This window comes from Spiractinospora alimapuensis, assembly GCF_018437505.1.
In the GTDB taxonomy this organism is placed as follows: Bacteria; Actinomycetota; Actinomycetes; order Streptosporangiales; family Streptosporangiaceae; genus Spiractinospora; species Spiractinospora alimapuensis.
This window is the reverse complement of the sequence record NZ_CP072467.1, coordinates 4,127,549-4,142,608: the sequence shown is the minus strand read 5'-3', so window position 1 is coordinate 4,142,608 and position 15,060 is coordinate 4,127,549. Positions and strand designations below refer to the sequence as shown.

Here is a 15,060-nt window from a genome sequence, read left to right as displayed (position 1 = left end):
CCCCGATCCTAGAGATGGGGGTCGATGCCGTGTGAGGGGAACACCGCGCCGCGGGTCGCCTGGATCGCCCGGTCCACCGGGTCGCCCGGGTCGTAGCCGCGTTCGAACGGGGTGAAGCTCGGACTGCGTCCGTCCGTCATCGCCGTGGGGGGCACCTCTCCCGTGCGTTCCATCGCGAACGTACGCCAGGACTCCGGTGTCTCGGTCTCGGGGGGCAACGGGACCCCGGCCGCCTCGGCGAGCAGGGTCGTCCACGCGCGCGGAACGACCCGGACCACCTCGTATCCACCGCCGCCGAGTAGCACCCAGCGCCCTCCCGCCGTACGGCGCGCCAAGTCGTGCATGGCCGTGTAGGCCAGACGCTGCCCGTCGAGGCTCAACATCAGGTTGGCCAACGGGTCCAGGGCGTGGGTGTCGCAGCCCTGCTGGGTCACCAGGATCTCCGGCTGGAACTCCTCCAGCAGCGGCGGCACGACGGCGTGGAACGCGCGCAGCCACCGGGCGTCGTCCGTCCCGGCGGGCAGGGCGACGTTCACCGCCGACCCCTCGGCCTCGGGTCCACCGATTTCGCTCGGGCGCCCGGTTCCCGGGAAGAGGGTGACCGGGGACTCGTGCAGGCTGATCGTCAGGACGCGTGGATCGTCGTAGAACGCCGTCTGGACCCCGTCCCCGTGGTGCACGTCGATGTCGACGTAGGCGACACGTTTCGCTCCCTGGTCCAACAGCCACGCGATGGCGAGCGCCGCGTCGTTGTAGACGCAGAATCCCCAGGCGCTCTCCGGCATGGCGTGGTGCAGGCCGCCCGCGATGTTAGCGGCTCGGTCCGCCTCCCCCGTCCACACCGCGCGCGCCGCGGCGATGGACCCACCGGCCACGAGCGCGGAGGCTTCGTGCATGTGTGGGAAGACGGGGTTGTCCGTGGTCCCCAGGGCGTGGGCGTCGTCGGGCCGCAGGGTTTCCCCCGCCAGGCGCACCGCGTCGACGTAGGCGCGGCTGTGCACCATCTCCAACTGTTCGGCGGTAGCCGGTGCGAAGCCGTTGAGGGAGACACCGGGGGCGTCGAGCACGCCCAGGGAGCGCGCCAGCTCCATGGTGAGCTCCACCCGGACCGGTGCCATGGGGTGTTGGGGACCGAAGTTGTAGGAGGTCAGCCCCTCATCCCATGAGACCAGCAGCGAATCGCCCATAACCTCTCCTCACACCGCCGGCATTTGGGATGACAGTGATCACAACCTTACCTGGCCGTTGTTCACCGCCGCCAACACCCAATTCCCGGTGTGGAGAAGCGACGAGAGTGTCGAGCGTCACTCTCGGGAGAGCTGGTGCCCCCGATTACGGGCGGCCTCTATCGCCGAGGCGACGGCGGACCGGAACCCGGAGCGTTCCAGCTCGCGGAGCGCCGCGGCGGTGGTCCCGGCCGGCGAGGTGACGTTGCGCCGGAGCACCACGGCGTCGTCACCGGACTCCCGCAGCATGGCGGCGGCGCCACTGATGGTCTGGACGACGAGGCGTTCGGCCGTGTCCCGGGGCAGGCCCTCCAGGACACCGGCGTCGACCATGCTCTCCACCATGAGGTAGAAGTACGCCGGGCCGCTGCCCGACAGCGCGGTGACCGCGTCCATGCTCGACTCAGCGACGCGGACGACCTCCCCCACGGTCTCCAGCAGCCGCCGGGCCTGGTCCAGGTGCTCCTCGAGGGCGTGGGTCCCCCCCGCGATCGCGGTCATGCCCTGGCCGACGAGGGCGGGCGTGTTCGGCATCGCGCGGACGACGGCGGCCTTGCGTCCGGCGGTGGACAGGTGCCGCTCCACGGACTCGGTACTGATCCCGGCCGCGATCGACACGAGGAGTTGGTCGTCGCGGACCAGGGGGGCCACCTCGCGCAACAGCGCGCTCATGGACTGCGGCTTCACCGCGAGGATCACCGTGTCCGCGCGCGTGACGGCGACGTCGGCCGGCACGGCCTCGACGCCGTACTTCGCGCTGATCTGGGCCGCGTGGTCGTCCCGCGGCTCCGTGATCAGCACCGTGGACGGGTCGGTGCCGCTGCCCAGCAGACCGGACATCAGGGCTTCGCCCATCTTTCCCGCACCAAGAATCGCGATCATCAATCCACCCCCTGAGTCCCTCCACGGTAACCGCGCCGGTGACCGACCCAGGTCCGGGCTCCCCGCCACCACTACGGCGTTCAACGGGTGCGGCGACGCAGCGTCACGGCCCCGAGCACCAGCGCCGCCGCGATGAAGCCCGCGACCACCGCGAGGTCGCCCCACACGTCGGAGGTGAACTCCGTGGACTGGGTCGCGCCGTCGATCGCGGAAACGGCGTAGGACAGGGGAAGCACGTTGGAGATCCATTCCAGGACGACGTTCATCGAGTCGCGGGGGGTGAACAGGCCACACAACAGGATCTGGGGCAGGACGAACGCGGGGAGGAACTGGACGGCCTGGAACTCGGTGTGTGCGAAAGCACTGAGGAAGAGCCCGAACGCCACCCCGAGAACCGCGTCCATGAGAGCGATCCCGGCCAACGCGGGCACCGATCCCGCGATGTCCAACCCCAGCGCGAACGCGACGGGGAGGACCAGGGACACCTGGACGACCGCGCACAGAGTGAACGCCACCGCGTAGCCGACCAACAGGTCGAGTTTTCCGATGGGCAGCGTCATCAGCCGTTCGAGCGTGCCGCTGCGCCGCTCCCGGAGAGTCGCGATCGACGTGACGAGGAACATGACCAGGAACGGGAAGATCGCGATGAGCTTGGGCGCGATCTCGTCGAAGAAGCGTTCGTCGTCGAACACGTAGCGCATCAGGAAGAGCAGCAAGGGCGGCGCCAGCAACATCATCACGATGGTGCGCGGATCGTGCGCCAGTTGGCGAAGGATCCGCACGGCCGTCGCCCAGGTGAGGGTCGGACTCATCCGAGGTCGCCTCCCCGGTCACCGTGCTCGTCCCCGTCCGGCCGCCTTCGATTCCCCCCGCCATTCCCGCGGATCAGGGCGAGGAACGCCGAGTCCATGTCCGCACGCCCGGTGGCGCCGCGGAGCTCGTCGGGGGTCGTCGCGGCGACCAGCTCACCGCCACGCAGAAGCAGCAGCCGGTCACACCGCTCGGCCTCGTCCATGACATGGCTGGACACCAGCAGCGTGTTGCCCCGGTCCGCCAGGCGTCGGAAGATGGCCCACAGCTCCTCACGCAGGACCGGATCGAGCCCGACCGTGGGCTCGTCCAGGACCAGGAGCCGTGGCGTCCCCAACAGGGCGACGGCGAGGCTCACTCGGGTCTGCTGCCCACCCGAGAGACGGTCGACGCGTCGCCCGGACTCGTCCTCCAGCGCCACCTCTGCGAGAACCCGTCGCACGTCGCCCCGAGGCGCGCGGAGCACCGACGCGAAGTAGCGCAGGTTCTGCCGGACGGTGAGGTCGCCGTACACGGCCGGTGTCTGCGCGGCGTATCCGATCAGCCGGCGCAACGCGGGATCACCCGCGGGACGTCCGAGCACGGACAACCAGCCACCGGCGATCGTCTGGGCCCCGACCACGGCGCGCATCACGGTGGTCTTGCCGGAACCGCTCGGCCCCAGCAGGCCAACCACCGCACCAGCGGGAATCTCGAAGGACAGACCGCGCAGGACCTCGGTTCCGCCGAGGCGTACCCGCAGTTCGTCGGCGCGGAGCACCGCGTCCGACCACACGCCGGTCATGGCATGGGTATCCCCCGGCTCGGCGACGTCACACGGAACACACCCGCATGACCGGGTGCGACACCACAGAGGACGTCAGGGGAGGAGGGGTTCGGGAGTCAGCCCGCGCCGACGACAGTGCCGTCGGGGCTCACCCGCCAGGTGCGGTGCGGGTCCTCGTCGGGCGCGGCACCGGCGCCGTCGGGGGTTCGGCGGGGGCGTTGCGCGGCTCCCGCGAAGTGCAGTCGGGTGAAGGCGAGTGCCTCGGCCAGTTCCAGCTCGCGGGCCTCACGGTTGGCGGCCTTGCGGGTGTTGACCTCGAGCACCAACTGGTTCTCGTACCCCTTGGACGCCAGGTGTTCCAGCAGTTCTCCGCAGGGCTGGTTGCCGCGGCCGGGGATCAGGTGCTCGTCGAGGTTCTGTCCACCCAGACCGTCGGCGACGTGGACGTGGCTCAGTCGGTCACCGAGCTGCTTGGCCATGTCCATTGCGTCGGAACCGGACATCGCGGTGTGCGACAGGTCCAGGGTGATGTCGGGGTAGTCGCGCTCGAGCGGGTTCCAGTCCGGCGCGTAGGGCGAGACCTCCTTGCCCCGCATCCGTACCGGATACATGTTCTCGACCGCGAACGTGACGGCGGTCTCCTCACGCATTCGTTCCACGCCCGCCTCGAACTCGCGGGCGTAGTCCCGCTGCCAGCGGAAGGCGGGATGGACCACGACGACCTCCGCGCCGAGCGCCTCCGCCATCTCCTTGGAACGTAAGAGTTTCTCCCACGGGTCACGCCCCCACACCCGCTGGGTGACCACCAGACAGGGCGAGTGCACAGCGCGCACCGGCACCTGGTGGTAGTCCGACAGGCGCCGCAACATGTCGACGTCCTGACTCACGGGGTCGGACGACACGAGGACTTCCACGCCGTCGTAACCGAGGCGTGCGGCGATCTCGAAGGCCACCGGAGTCTTCTCCGGATAGACCGACGCCGTAGACAACACCACGGGGGCGCCCGGGACCTGGATTGGGCTCACGCGATCAACCTTATTGCGCGGCGGCAAACGACCAATCCCCCAAGACTAGTCTCGAACTGTGGTCCATGCGCTTCGGGGGGCTGTACCGAGCCCGAATATCTGGAAGAATCCACGCACATACGAGATCGAGAATCGTGCCGTGGATCCGGATGGTGTCCTGACGTCCGCCATGCGTGAGATCCGGCCATGGGACGCGGGACACGTCGTCGACATCGGCTGCGGGACAGGATTCCACCTCCCGTTGTTCGCGCACACCGCTTACAACGTCACCGGCGTGGAGCCGCATTCCGCGCTCGCGTCCGCCGCCCGAACCCGGGTCGCGCGGATGGGCAACGTCGCCGTCCATACTGGGGTCGCACAGGAACTCCCTGTGGCAAACGCCTCAGTCGACGTCGCCCACGCGCGATGGGCCTACTTCTTCGGTCCCGGCTGTGAACCGGGTTTGGCGGAACTACGACGCGTGATGCGCCGCGGCGGTGTCGCCTTCGTCATTGACAATGACGCGAGCCGCAGTACGTTCGGTTCCTGGTTTCGCCGATTCCTTCCGGACTATCGCCCGGACCGCGTGGAGCGATTCTGGGGCACCCAGGGATTCCAGCGCCGCTCACTGGACATTCGGTGGCAATTCGAGTCCCGGGCGGATTTCGAGTCGGTGGTCCGGATCGAGTTCCCGCCCAGGCTCGCGGCGGAGATCATCGCGGCGCATCCCGGCCTCGGCGTCGACTACGCCGTCAACCTGTGGTGGCGCGAGTACCCGTAGGCGTCCACATCCCCCCACCGGGCGGCGGAGCGTGTCCCCGGGAGCGACTAGCGTGCCATCTATGGCGAAGTCGGCGAAGACCAGTTACCGGTGCGGGGAGTGCGGATGGACCACCCCGCGGTGGGTCGGGCGCTGCCCGGAGTGTCAGGCGTGGGGCAGCGTGGAGGAGACGGGCGCGCCGGCTACCGGCGGTGTCGCCCCGGCGCGCGTCACCGCCCCGGCGCAACCCATCGAGGAGATCGGGGTCGAGGCGGCGCACGCCATACCCACCGGCATGGAGGAACTGGACCGCGTCCTCGGTGGGGGAATCGTCCCCGGCGGGGTTCTGCTGCTCGCCGGCGAGCCGGGGGTCGGCAAGTCCACCCTGTTGCTGGAGGTCGCGGCCCTCTGTGCCGACGCGGGCCCCGTCCTGTACGTCACGGGTGAGGAGTCCGCCAGTCAGGTCCGTCTGCGCGCGGACCGGCTCGGGGCGTTGTCGAAGTCCCTGTACCTCGCCGCCGAGGGCGACGTGGCGACCGTGCTCAGCCACGCCGAGGAGATCCGCCCACGGCTCCTGATCGTGGACTCCGTGCAGACGATGAGCGCCAGTTCCGTCGTGGGCACGCCCGGTGGGGTCACCCAGGTCCGGGAGGTCGCCACCACGCTCATCCGTCAGGCCAAGGCGCGCGGAATCGCGACCGTCCTCGTCGGCCACGTCACCAAGGACGGAGGCATCGCGGGACCACGGGTACTCGAGCACCTCGTCGACGTGGTGCTGCAGTTCGAGGGAGATCGCCACTCCCGGCTCCGGCTCCTGCGGGCGGTGAAGAACCGCTACGGCCCGACCGACGACATCGGGTGCTTCGAACTGACCGACTCCGGCCTCCTCGGACTGCCCGACCCAAGCGGACTCTTCCTCACCCGACGCAACGACCCGGTCTCCGGATCGTGCGTCACCGTCACTCTGGAGGGGCGCCGCCCCCTCATCGCCGAGGTCCAGTCACTGGTCGCCCCGACCGCCCTGCCCCAGCCCCGGCGCGCGACGTCCGGACTGGACGCGTCCCGGGTGGCCATGGTGATGGCCGTGTTGGAACGACGCGCCGGCCTGCGCATCGCGAACACCGACGTCTACGCGGCGACCGTCGGCGGTGTCCGACTGGGGGAACCGTCCGTGGATCTCGCCCTGGCCCTGGCGCTGGCGAGCTCCGTCACCGACGTCGCCCTGCCCCGTGGCATCGTCGCCATCGGTGAGGTGGGCCTCGCCGGTGACGTCCGCGCGGTCAGCGGCGTCCCACGCCGGCTCGCCGAGGCGGCCCGGCTCGGCTTCACCCACGCCATCGTGCCCCGCCACAGTGAGGCGCCCGTCCCCGGCATCCAGTCCATCGGGGTGGACGATCTCCGCGGCGCCCTGGACCGCGCCATCTCCGGCGCCACCGAGTAGGGCCGCCGGCCGGGGCCGTTGTCCTCGGCCGGCCCTCGGTTCGATCCGGGCACGGTACGCGCGCGGCGGACGGCTCCGGAGGGATCGACGCGGCGGCGCCCGCGGGCACGGCGGTGCGGGCCGACGCTTCGCCGAGATCCCCATTCCCGGTCCCGGCGCTTGGCGCCCCGCGCGACCAACGCCCGCCGGGGGAAGCGCGGCGTGACAGCGGTCGACCAACCGCGCGAGGTCGCCCACCGCCTTCCCCGACGTCGGCGCTGTCCCGGTCGACGTCCTCGACGGCTACTTCAGACGGAAGACCACGGGTTCGGCGCCGTTGTCGTAGATGCTGTGCAACTCCGCCTGGTAGGTGCCCGAGCCAGCGTTCTTGTCGTCGTCGCGGCAGTCCTCCCACGAACGCTTCCGGTCCCAGGTGACGGTGGTCGTGAGAGGTCGTCCCTGCTCCAGCTCCTCGTTGCGGCTGCCGTTGTCGACGCAGTCCGCGGTGGAGAACACGCGGTCGTCGCCGGACTTCACCACGAGCTCCATCGTCGCGGGGCCGACGTCCACGGTGCAGGTCTGTTCGCCCAGGTTGACGACGGACAACGAGAACGTGGGCTCCTCCCCGCTCGCGTAGTCACTCTCGTCGGCCTCCGCCGTGACCACGATGTCCTGCGGACGGCACGGGTCACTGGCCTGCCGCGGCGCCGGGATGTCCGGGGCGGCCTCACCGTCGCCACCCGAACCGCCACCGGAACCGCCGGAGCCACCGCCGTCTCCGTCGCCGTCGGAGTCGCCGTTCTCCTCGTCCTCGGCGTCAGCGGTATCCTCGTCCTCCTCGGGCGACTCCTCGTCCTCGGAGCCCTCGTCGCCCTCGCCGTCCTCCTCGGAGCCCGGATCCACACTGGCCTGCTGCTCTCCGTCACCGGACGATGACTGGGCCTGGCAGGCCCAGGCAACGAGTGCGACGACGACCAGCACCGCCGCGAGGACGACGACGCGACGACGCCAGTAGGTCTCAGGGCTCACCGGCTGTCCACTGCTTGAGGCCATGGGCGTAGTATTCCGGCTTTCTCCCTTTGTACATACTCGACCCGCCGCAGGGAATCCGATTGCATACGACCGAAAATCCGCATGCCTCTCCCGTATTGGCCTGGTACGAGGCCAACGCCCGAGATCTCCCGTGGCGGTCTCCGGGGGCGACGCCCTGGAGTGTGCTGGTCAGCGAGGTGATGCTGCAGCAGACACCGGTCGTGCGCGTCCTTCCCGCGTGGCGGGCGTGGATGGACCGTTGGCCGGAACCGTCCGCACTCGCCGCGTCCCCCGCCGGGGACGCCGTGCGCATGTGGGACCGGCTGGGCTATCCGCGCCGCGCGCTGAACCTGCACGCGGCGGCCGTCGCCATTGTCGAGCGGCACTCGGGGGAGGTGCCCCGAGACGTCACAGAACTCCGTGCCTTGCCGGGGGTGGGGCAGTACACGGCGGCGGCGGTGGCGAGCTTCGCCTACGGGCAGCGCCATGCCATTCTCGACACTAACGTACGCCGCGTTCTCGCGCGCCTACACAGCGGAGTTGAGTATCCGCCGAAAACCCCGAAGAAGGAGGAGTACACGCTCGCCGAGCGGCTACTTCCCGAGGATCCGGCGGTGGCGGCCCGCTGGGGCGTCGCCATCATGGAGTTGGGCGCGCTGGTCTGCACCGCGCGGGCGCCGCGGTGCGCCGACTGCCCCATCGCCCGGCAGTGCGCGTGGAAGTCGGCCGGACGCCCCGCGCACACGGGCCCACCCCGGCGGGGCCAGACGTACGCGGGCACCGACCGACAGGTGCGAGGACGACTGTTGGCCGTGCTTCGCGCCGCCGAGGGCCCCGTGGCGAAGTCGGCGTTGGACGACGTCTGGGACCGACCGGTCCAGCGGGAGCGGGCGTTGGACGCCCTGGTCGCCGACGGCCTCGTCGACCCCCGCGACGACGGGACCTACGCGCTTCCCGGTTAGGAACGGTGAGGGAGTGGTCACCTCCCGGAGCTCCCCCACGCGCCGGGAGTCGGTCACAGGCCGGAGGGATCGATCACCGGCTCGCCCACTCCCCCAGTACACGGACCTCCGTGCCCTGGTGTCTGCGGGCCACGCTCGTACCGGCGAAGGAACTCCTCCAGCCGGGTGTCGGTCGCGCTGGCCAGGCCGAGCTGCTTGCCCCACGCGGAGACCACGATCGGAGCACCGAGGCCCTCCATCGGGCTGATCACCACGAACGCGCCGGGGTGGTAGTGGGCGTAGAGCGCGTCCAGGTCCTCCTCGGGGAGGTCGTGCTGATGGGTGATCCACACGGTGCCGTGTTCCATCGCGTGCACCGCGCTCTCCACCACCACACCGTCCTCGTCTGGGTAGATTCCGCAGTTCAACCACTCCGTGGTGTGCGGGCCGCCAACGGGTGGATCCTGTGGATAGTCCACGGGCTCGTCGGTGTGCTCCCGGGAGTCGATATCGAAGGTCTGCACACCGGGAATGTCGCCGGCCTCCTCACGCCCCTGAGCGAGCAGTGGGAACTCCGGTTCGGAGGAGGGCAGCAGCTCGCGCACCGCGAAGTACCCGGAAACGGCCGCGGTCAGCAGGAGAACGGCCGCCCAACGCAGCGGACGGTGTGGAAGCACACGACGCCACCACGGGGCGCGTACCAGGCTCCAGTTCTGGTGGGGCGTCGCAAGCCCGTCGGGGGCGGCGCCGCGGCCGAAGGACACGAAGGAACACTATCGAAATCCGTCGGACACGGCAGTGGGCGGGCACCGAACTGCAGGTGCCCGCCCACTCGCGCGTTCTGGTGACCGACTCCGGTCACACGCCCCACCGCGCCGGAACTACTCCGTGGTGGGAACCACGTCTACTCCGACCCGCCCGCGGCCGGCTGCTCCTCCACCGGCGGCGCGTCCGGCACCGAGTCCGGCTTCGGCACGCCGCGGAAGGTGAACGTGGCGTCGTCGCCGGTGCCCTCGGTGTCGACGATGACGATCTGGCCCGGCTTGACGTCGCCGAACAGGATCTTCTCCGAGAGCTGGTCCTCGATCTCGCGCTGGATCGTCCGCCGAAGCGGCCGGGCACCCAGCACGGGGTCGTAGCCACGCTGCGCGAGCAGGTTCTTCGCGTCGCCGCGCAGCTCCAGACCCATGTCGCGGTCCTTCAGGCGCTCGTCCAGTTGGGCGGCCATCAGGTCGACGATGTTGATGATCTCGTCCTGGGTGAGCTGGTGGAAGACGATCACGTCGTCGACACGGTTCAGGAACTCCGGCCGGAAGTTGCTCTTCAGCTCCTCCTGGACCTTCGACTTCATCCGCTCGTAGTTGGTCTTGGAGTCGTTCTCCTTGGCGAAGCCCATGGCCACGCCCTTGGAGATGTCCCCCGTGCCCAGGTTCGTCGTCATGATGATGACGGTGTTCTTGAAGTCGACGTTCCGACCCTGGGCGTCGGTGAGCCGCCCCTCCTCCAGCACCTGCAGGAGCGAGTTGAAGATGTCGTTGTGCGCCTTCTCGATCTCGTCGAACAGCACCACGGAGAACGGCTTACGACGCACCTTCTCGGTGAGCTGGCCGCCCTCCTCGTAGCCGACGTACCCGGGTGGCGAGCCGAACAGCCGGGAGACGGTGTGCTTCTCCATGAACTCGCTCATGTCGAGCTGGATCAGCGACTCCTCGTCCCCGAACAGGAACTCGGCCAGGGTCTTGGACAGCTCGGTCTTGCCGACACCCGACGGCCCGGCGAAGATGAAGGACCCACCGGGACGCTTGGGGTCCTTCAGACCCGCACGCGTACGGCGAATGGCCTGCGACAGCGCCTTGATGGCGTCGTCCTGACCGATCACCCGGCGGTGCAGCTCGTCTTCCATGTGCAGCAGACGCGAGGACTCCTCCTCCGTCAGCTTGAACACCGGGATCCCGGTCGCGGTGGCCAGCACCTCGGCGATGAGTTCCTCGTTCACCTCGGCCACGACATCCATGTCGCCGGCCTTCCACTCCTTCTCCCGCTGCGCCTTACGGGACAACAACTGCTTCTCGTCGTCCCGCAGCGACGCCGCGCGTTCGAAGTCCTGCGCGTCGATCGCGGACTCCTTGTCCTTACGGACGTCGGCGATCTTGTCGTCGTACTCGCGCAGGTCCGGCGGCGCCGTCATCCGACGGATCCGCATCCGCGAGCCGGCCTCGTCGATCAGGTCGATCGCCTTGTCCGGCAGGAAGCGGTCGGAGATGTAGCGGTCGGCGAGTTGCGCCGCGGAGACCAACGCCGAGTCGGTGATGGACACGCGGTGGTGCGCCTCGTAGCGGTCCCGCAGGCCCTTCAGGATCTCGATGGTGTGCGCGATCGTGGGCTCGTCCACCTGGATCGGCTGGAAACGACGCTCCAGCGCCGCGTCCTTCTCCAGGTGCTTGCGGTACTCGTCCAGCGTGGTGGCGCCGATGGTCTGCAGCTCGCCCCGCGCCAGCATCGGCTTGAGGATGCTGGCGGCGTCGATCGCGCCCTCGGCGGCGCCCGCGCCCACGAGCGTGTGCAGCTCGTCGATGAACAGGATGATGTCGCCGCGGGTACGGATCTCCTTGAGCACCTTCTTCAGGCGCTCCTCGAAGTCACCGCGGTACCGGCTACCGGCGACCAGCGCGCCCAGGTCCAGGGTGTAGAGCTGCTTGTCCTTCAGCGTCTCCGGAATCTCGCCCTTCACGATCTTCTGGGCGAGCCCCTCGACGACCGCCGTCTTACCGACACCGGGCTCACCGATGAGGACCGGGTTGTTCTTGGTCCGGCGGGACAGCACCTGCATGACCCGCTCGATTTCGGTGTCGCGACCGATCACGGGGTCGAGCTTGCTCTCCCGGGCCGCCTGGGTCAGGTTCCGGCCGAACTGGTCCAGCACCAGGGACGTCGACGGTGCGGACTCCGACGCGGTGCCGGCGGCCTGGGGCTCCTTGCCCTGGTAGCCGTGCAGAAGCTGGATGACCTGCTGGCGCACGCGATTGAGGTCCGCTCCGAGCTTCACCAACACCTGGGCGGCGACGCCCTCACCCTCGCGGATGAGACCGAGCAGGATGTGCTCGGTACCGATGTAGTTGTGCCCGAGCTGGAGTGCCTCTCGCAGCGACAGTTCCAGCACCTTCTTCGCCCGTGGGGTGAAGGGAATGTGCCCGGACGGGGCCTGCTGGCCCTGCCCGATAATCTCCTCGACCTGCTGGCGCACCGCTTCGAGGCTGATGCCCAGACTCTCCAGGGCCTTGGCGGCGACGCCCTCACCCTCGTGAATCAGGCCAAGCAGGATGTGCTCAGTGCCGATGTAGTTGTGGTTGAGCATCCTGGCCTCTTCCTGGGCCAGGACCACCACGCGCCGCGCGCGATCGGTAAACCTCTCGAACATGTCTCGTCGCTCCTCACAGAGCGGTCAGGCAGGGCCGGATCCCGACCCTCGCTTTCCGCATACCGGCCCCTGGGGAGAACCCGGCCTCCCCGGGGACGCAACCCGTCGCACCCGGACCTGCCGCGCCGGCCGGTTGCCCGGACGGCCCGACCTCGACATCCCGCACAGCTCCGTACTGAACGTCTGCCAAAAACTTTCCCCGACGATAGGGCTTTCACCCTCATCCAACTACCAAACGGGGCGCCAGTGTTCCAAGTACGCCGCAAGCGAACGGCCCGCCGCTCCGGTCACCCGGAGGACAGCGGGCCGCTTGGCCGAACGTACGCGCGGCTCAGCGCTGCGCCGCCTCGTACTCGGCGACGATCGACTGGGGGATACGCCCCCGCTCGTTGACCTGCTTACCGTGCTCCTTCGCCCACTTGCGGATCTCCGCACTGCGCTCACGGCTGGGCTGGCTGCGCTGGAGACGCCCACGACGCCCCTTGCTGGTCTGTGCTTTCCGTGCCACCTCAACGTAGGGAGCCAGTGTCTCGCGCAGCTTCGCGGCGTTCTTGCCACTGAGATCGATCTCGTATGCCGACCCGTCAACGGCGAACTGCACGGTTTCTTCGGCTTCGCCGCCGTCGAGGTCGTCGACGAGGAGCACCTGGACCTTTTGTGCCATCGATACAAACCTTTCCGGAGTGCAGTGCAGTACAGCACCTAATTATCAAGATATACCCGATCGTCGTGGAATGACAATTCGGGCTCACGTCGGCAAAAACCACGCCACTCCATGGAGTTGACGCGTTGCTCCATAATTTCTGGAGCGGTGGGCGGGGGGACCCTGTGCCGCGCGAGGAACGCTTCACTCCCACCCGCCAAAGACGAGGGGGACACACACACCGACTTCCGCAATGCGGTCATCGTGCGTGCCTCTGTAAGGAAGCTTAAGGCATGAGACCACTCGTGTGGCTCTTTACCTGCGAGTGTCCTGAGAATGCCGTTGTTTGGGGGAGCGTAACCGTCGGCTTCTTAAGCACCCGCGGCCGCACGGGAGCAAGCAAAGTCACACCACAGATAGCGGCAACAGCACAGATAGGGGCAACAAGGCGAGCACGTCTAATCGCGCTCAGCGTCGCTTCCGCCTCGCTCCGTTTCGACGTCCCCCGCCGACTCACGCGGTTTCCCCTGCGTGGCCTCCGCACCATCCGAGTTTGCGAATGTGGTGGCCTCAGCGCGCCGAGCAGGGCGTTCGCTAACTCGACGGCCATCAGAGGTTCTAGGCGCCATCTCCGAGCGGAGCAGCTTGTAGATCGCCGTGCAGAACACCGCCGCGACAACAGCCGGGGGGATGATGGCCGACAATACATCCCACATCGAACGCAAACGCCTTCCTGGATATAACTTTATGGAGCAATTACCGTAAGTGGCGGGGAAGTCCGAATCCTCGGCCCCCACGGCCTCCTACCGACTCCCTTGGAAGTTCCTGGGAGCCTTCTGCGACCGGCGCGACACTCACCCCTGCCATCCCGAGGCCCAAGACGCCAGAATCAACAAGAGGGATTCTTGGAGGGACGGCCCTGCCGGGCCTCACCCAACCGCCACCACGAGACTGAAGCACTCCTGCCGTAACGATACTTGCTGGCACCCCGGGCTGAACACCGGCCCCATTGCCAGAGCCCCCGGAACGGAACAAGTCGGGACACGTGGCTGCACTCTACGCAATCGGTGTGACCGAGCATCCACGGGGGAGGCGATGTGAGTCGGGCGAAGTGGCCGTGAGTTTGCTCACCTGTCGAGATGCAGCAGCATTCGAGTGTTGCCGAGAGTATTTGGCTTGACCCGTTCCAGATCCAGGAATTCGGCGACACCCTCGTCGTAGGAACCCAGAAGTTCCTCATACACCTTCGCCGAGATCGGGGTTCCCTGGATTGGCTGGAAGCCGTGGCGGGCGAAGAACCCGGTCTCGAAGGTCAGACAGAAGACCCGGCGCACCCCAAGTTCCTTGGCGGTGGCCAAAAGGGATTCCACGAGCCGATGTCCGACACCGTGGCCGCGCAGCGCGGGATCCACCGCGACCGTGCGAACCTCGGCCAGGTCCTCCCACAGCACGTGGAGGGCCCCACAGCCGACCAAAGCGGAATCCCCGTCTTGGTGACGTTCCGCGACCCAGAACTCCTGAATGTCCTCGTACAGATTCACCGTGGTCTTACGTAGCACCCGTCGCTCGGAGCTGTAGGCATCGACCAAGCGACGGATGCTGGACACGTCTCGGGTGCGGGCTCGGCGAACGGTGATTTCCACGCGGGCAGCCTATCCGCGGATGCCCACCGTCTTGACACCGTTCTTCGTCAGCCGCGGCGGCCGATCAGCACGGCCGGACCACGGGAATCAGATGTAGCCGTGGCGGGCGGCCCACACGACCGCCTCGATCGGGGTGTTGACGTCAAGGCGGTCACAGATCGAACGTAGGCGCCGGCGCAACGTACGAGCACTGAGCTCCAGATGGCGTGCGGCCACGTCAGTGGTCACTCCGCTGGCGATCTCGGCCAGAAGCCGCGCCTCGCCCGCGTCTAGAGTCGGCAGCCCGGGTTCAACGCTGACCTCAGGGGCGCGTACAAGTGTGGCCTGTTCCACTCCGTCCTCCTCATCGATATGAGCGCGGAACACGCTGACTCGTCACGATGGAACCCCGGAGAAGAATGGGGGTAGCCCCCAAAACCGGCCGGCGCAACTGAGATCCGGGACGGACGGACCACACGCGTCGTGCTGGCTTCGCGAGCGTGGCCGTCGGCCCACTCGCGTCATCTTCGGTTGTT

14 protein-coding genes are annotated in these 15,060 nt (G+C 68.3%); 3 read left to right on the top strand and 11 right to left on the bottom strand.

From position 1 onward, the window contains the following. Positions 1 to 8: 8 nt before the first annotated feature. The 5 genes from J4H86_RS19340 to J4H86_RS19320 form a co-directional block, all read right to left on the bottom strand. Complete coding sequence (locus J4H86_RS19340) at positions 9 to 1,187, bottom strand: acetoin utilization protein AcuC (RefSeq protein WP_236539284.1); 1,179 nt, start codon at positions 1,185 to 1,187, stop codon at positions 9 to 11. 117 nt (positions 1,188 to 1,304) lie between these two features. Further along, positions 1,305 to 2,108 (bottom strand): pyrroline-5-carboxylate reductase, encoded by an 804-nt coding sequence (gene proC, locus J4H86_RS19335; protein WP_236539283.1) that lies wholly within the window; start codon positions 2,106 to 2,108, stop codon positions 1,305 to 1,307. An 80-nt stretch (positions 2,109 to 2,188) separates the two neighbouring features. Continuing rightward, entirely contained in the window at positions 2,189 to 2,920 is a 732-nt protein-coding gene (locus J4H86_RS19330; protein WP_236539282.1) for an ABC transporter permease, read from the bottom strand. Continuing rightward, positions 2,917 to 3,702, bottom strand: a complete 786-nt coding sequence (locus tag J4H86_RS19325; protein ID WP_236539280.1) for an ABC transporter ATP-binding protein — start codon at positions 3,700 to 3,702, stop codon at positions 2,917 to 2,919. Before J4H86_RS19325 ends, J4H86_RS19330 begins: the two co-directional genes overlap by 4 nt. 98 nt (positions 3,703 to 3,800) lie before the next feature. Beyond that, entirely contained in the window at positions 3,801 to 4,709 is a 909-nt protein-coding gene (locus J4H86_RS19320; protein WP_236539279.1) for a sugar phosphate isomerase/epimerase family protein, read from the bottom strand. A 139-nt stretch (positions 4,710 to 4,848) separates the two neighbouring features. Here J4H86_RS19320 and J4H86_RS19315 point away from each other — a divergent pair, with 139 nt between their 5' ends. Continuing rightward, positions 4,849 to 5,469, top strand: coding sequence for a class I SAM-dependent methyltransferase (locus J4H86_RS19315; RefSeq protein WP_236539278.1), 621 nt, complete (start codon positions 4,849 to 4,851; stop codon positions 5,467 to 5,469). Between the two features lie 61 nt (positions 5,470 to 5,530). Beyond that, a complete protein-coding gene (radA, locus tag J4H86_RS19310; protein ID WP_236539277.1) occupies positions 5,531 to 6,889 on the top strand; it encodes a DNA repair protein RadA in 1,359 nt (452 codons plus the stop codon). A gap of 282 nt (positions 6,890 to 7,171) precedes the next feature. On the opposite strand, the gene J4H86_RS19305 is transcribed toward radA, so the two are convergent. Then, positions 7,172 to 7,921, bottom strand: coding sequence for a hypothetical protein (locus tag J4H86_RS19305; protein WP_236539276.1), 750 nt, complete (start codon positions 7,919 to 7,921; stop codon positions 7,172 to 7,174). 161 nt (positions 7,922 to 8,082) lie between these two features. Here J4H86_RS19305 and J4H86_RS19300 point away from each other — a divergent pair, with 161 nt between their 5' ends. Then, a complete protein-coding gene (locus J4H86_RS19300) occupies positions 8,083 to 8,862 on the top strand; it encodes an HhH-GPD family protein (protein WP_236539275.1) in 780 nt (259 codons plus the stop codon). A gap of 53 nt (positions 8,863 to 8,915) precedes the next feature. On the opposite strand, the gene J4H86_RS19295 is transcribed toward J4H86_RS19300, so the two are convergent. The 5 genes from J4H86_RS19295 to J4H86_RS19270 all read right to left on the bottom strand — a co-directional run bounded on the left by J4H86_RS19295 (position 8,916) and on the right by J4H86_RS19270 (position 14,911). After that, positions 8,916 to 9,605, bottom strand: a complete 690-nt coding sequence (locus tag J4H86_RS19295; RefSeq protein ID WP_236539274.1) for a DUF3105 domain-containing protein — start codon at positions 9,603 to 9,605, stop codon at positions 8,916 to 8,918. Between the two features lie 140 nt (positions 9,606 to 9,745). After that, on the bottom strand, positions 9,746 to 12,259 hold the full coding sequence (locus J4H86_RS19290) for an ATP-dependent Clp protease ATP-binding subunit (protein ID WP_236539273.1): 2,514 nt from the start codon (positions 12,257 to 12,259) through the stop codon (positions 9,746 to 9,748). 331 nt (positions 12,260 to 12,590) lie between these two features. Beyond that, a complete protein-coding gene (locus tag J4H86_RS19285; RefSeq protein ID WP_236539271.1) occupies positions 12,591 to 12,923 on the bottom strand; it encodes a histone-like nucleoid-structuring protein Lsr2 in 333 nt (110 codons plus the stop codon). A 1,106-nt stretch (positions 12,924 to 14,029) separates the two neighbouring features. Next, the gene (locus J4H86_RS19275; RefSeq protein WP_236539269.1) at positions 14,030 to 14,545 is read right to left on the bottom strand and encodes an amino-acid N-acetyltransferase; all 516 of its coding nucleotides are present in this window, start codon (positions 14,543 to 14,545) and stop codon (positions 14,030 to 14,032) included. 87 nt (positions 14,546 to 14,632) lie between these two features. Beyond that, on the bottom strand, positions 14,633 to 14,911 hold the full coding sequence (locus J4H86_RS19270; RefSeq protein WP_236539267.1) for a helix-turn-helix domain-containing protein: 279 nt from the start codon (positions 14,909 to 14,911) through the stop codon (positions 14,633 to 14,635). Positions 14,912 to 15,060 lie beyond the last annotated feature (149 nt).

What these genes read in the sequence shown, in the direction of transcription:
- J4H86_RS19325 (WP_236539280.1), bottom strand. Translation starts at nt 3,702, where the DNA reads ATGACCGGCGTGTGGTCGGACGCGGTGCTCCGCGCCGACGAACTGCGG.
- proC (WP_236539283.1), bottom strand. Translation starts at nt 2,108, where the DNA reads ATGATCGCGATTCTTGGTGCGGGAAAGATGGGCGAAGCCCTGATGTCC.
- J4H86_RS19305 (WP_236539276.1), bottom strand. Translation starts at nt 7,921, where the DNA reads ATGGCCTCAAGCAGTGGACAGCCGGTGAGCCCTGAGACCTACTGGCGT.
- radA (WP_236539277.1), top strand. Translation starts at nt 5,531, where the DNA reads ATGGCGAAGTCGGCGAAGACCAGTTACCGGTGCGGGGAGTGCGGATGG.
- J4H86_RS19340 (WP_236539284.1), bottom strand. Translation starts at nt 1,187, where the DNA reads ATGGGCGATTCGCTGCTGGTCTCATGGGATGAGGGGCTGACCTCCTAC.
- J4H86_RS19285 (WP_236539271.1), bottom strand. Translation starts at nt 12,923, where the DNA reads ATGGCACAAAAGGTCCAGGTGCTCCTCGTCGACGACCTCGACGGCGGC.
- J4H86_RS19330 (WP_236539282.1), bottom strand. Translation starts at nt 2,920, where the DNA reads ATGAGTCCGACCCTCACCTGGGCGACGGCCGTGCGGATCCTTCGCCAA.
- J4H86_RS19290 (WP_236539273.1), bottom strand. Translation starts at nt 12,259, where the DNA reads ATGTTCGAGAGGTTTACCGATCGCGCGCGGCGCGTGGTGGTCCTGGCC.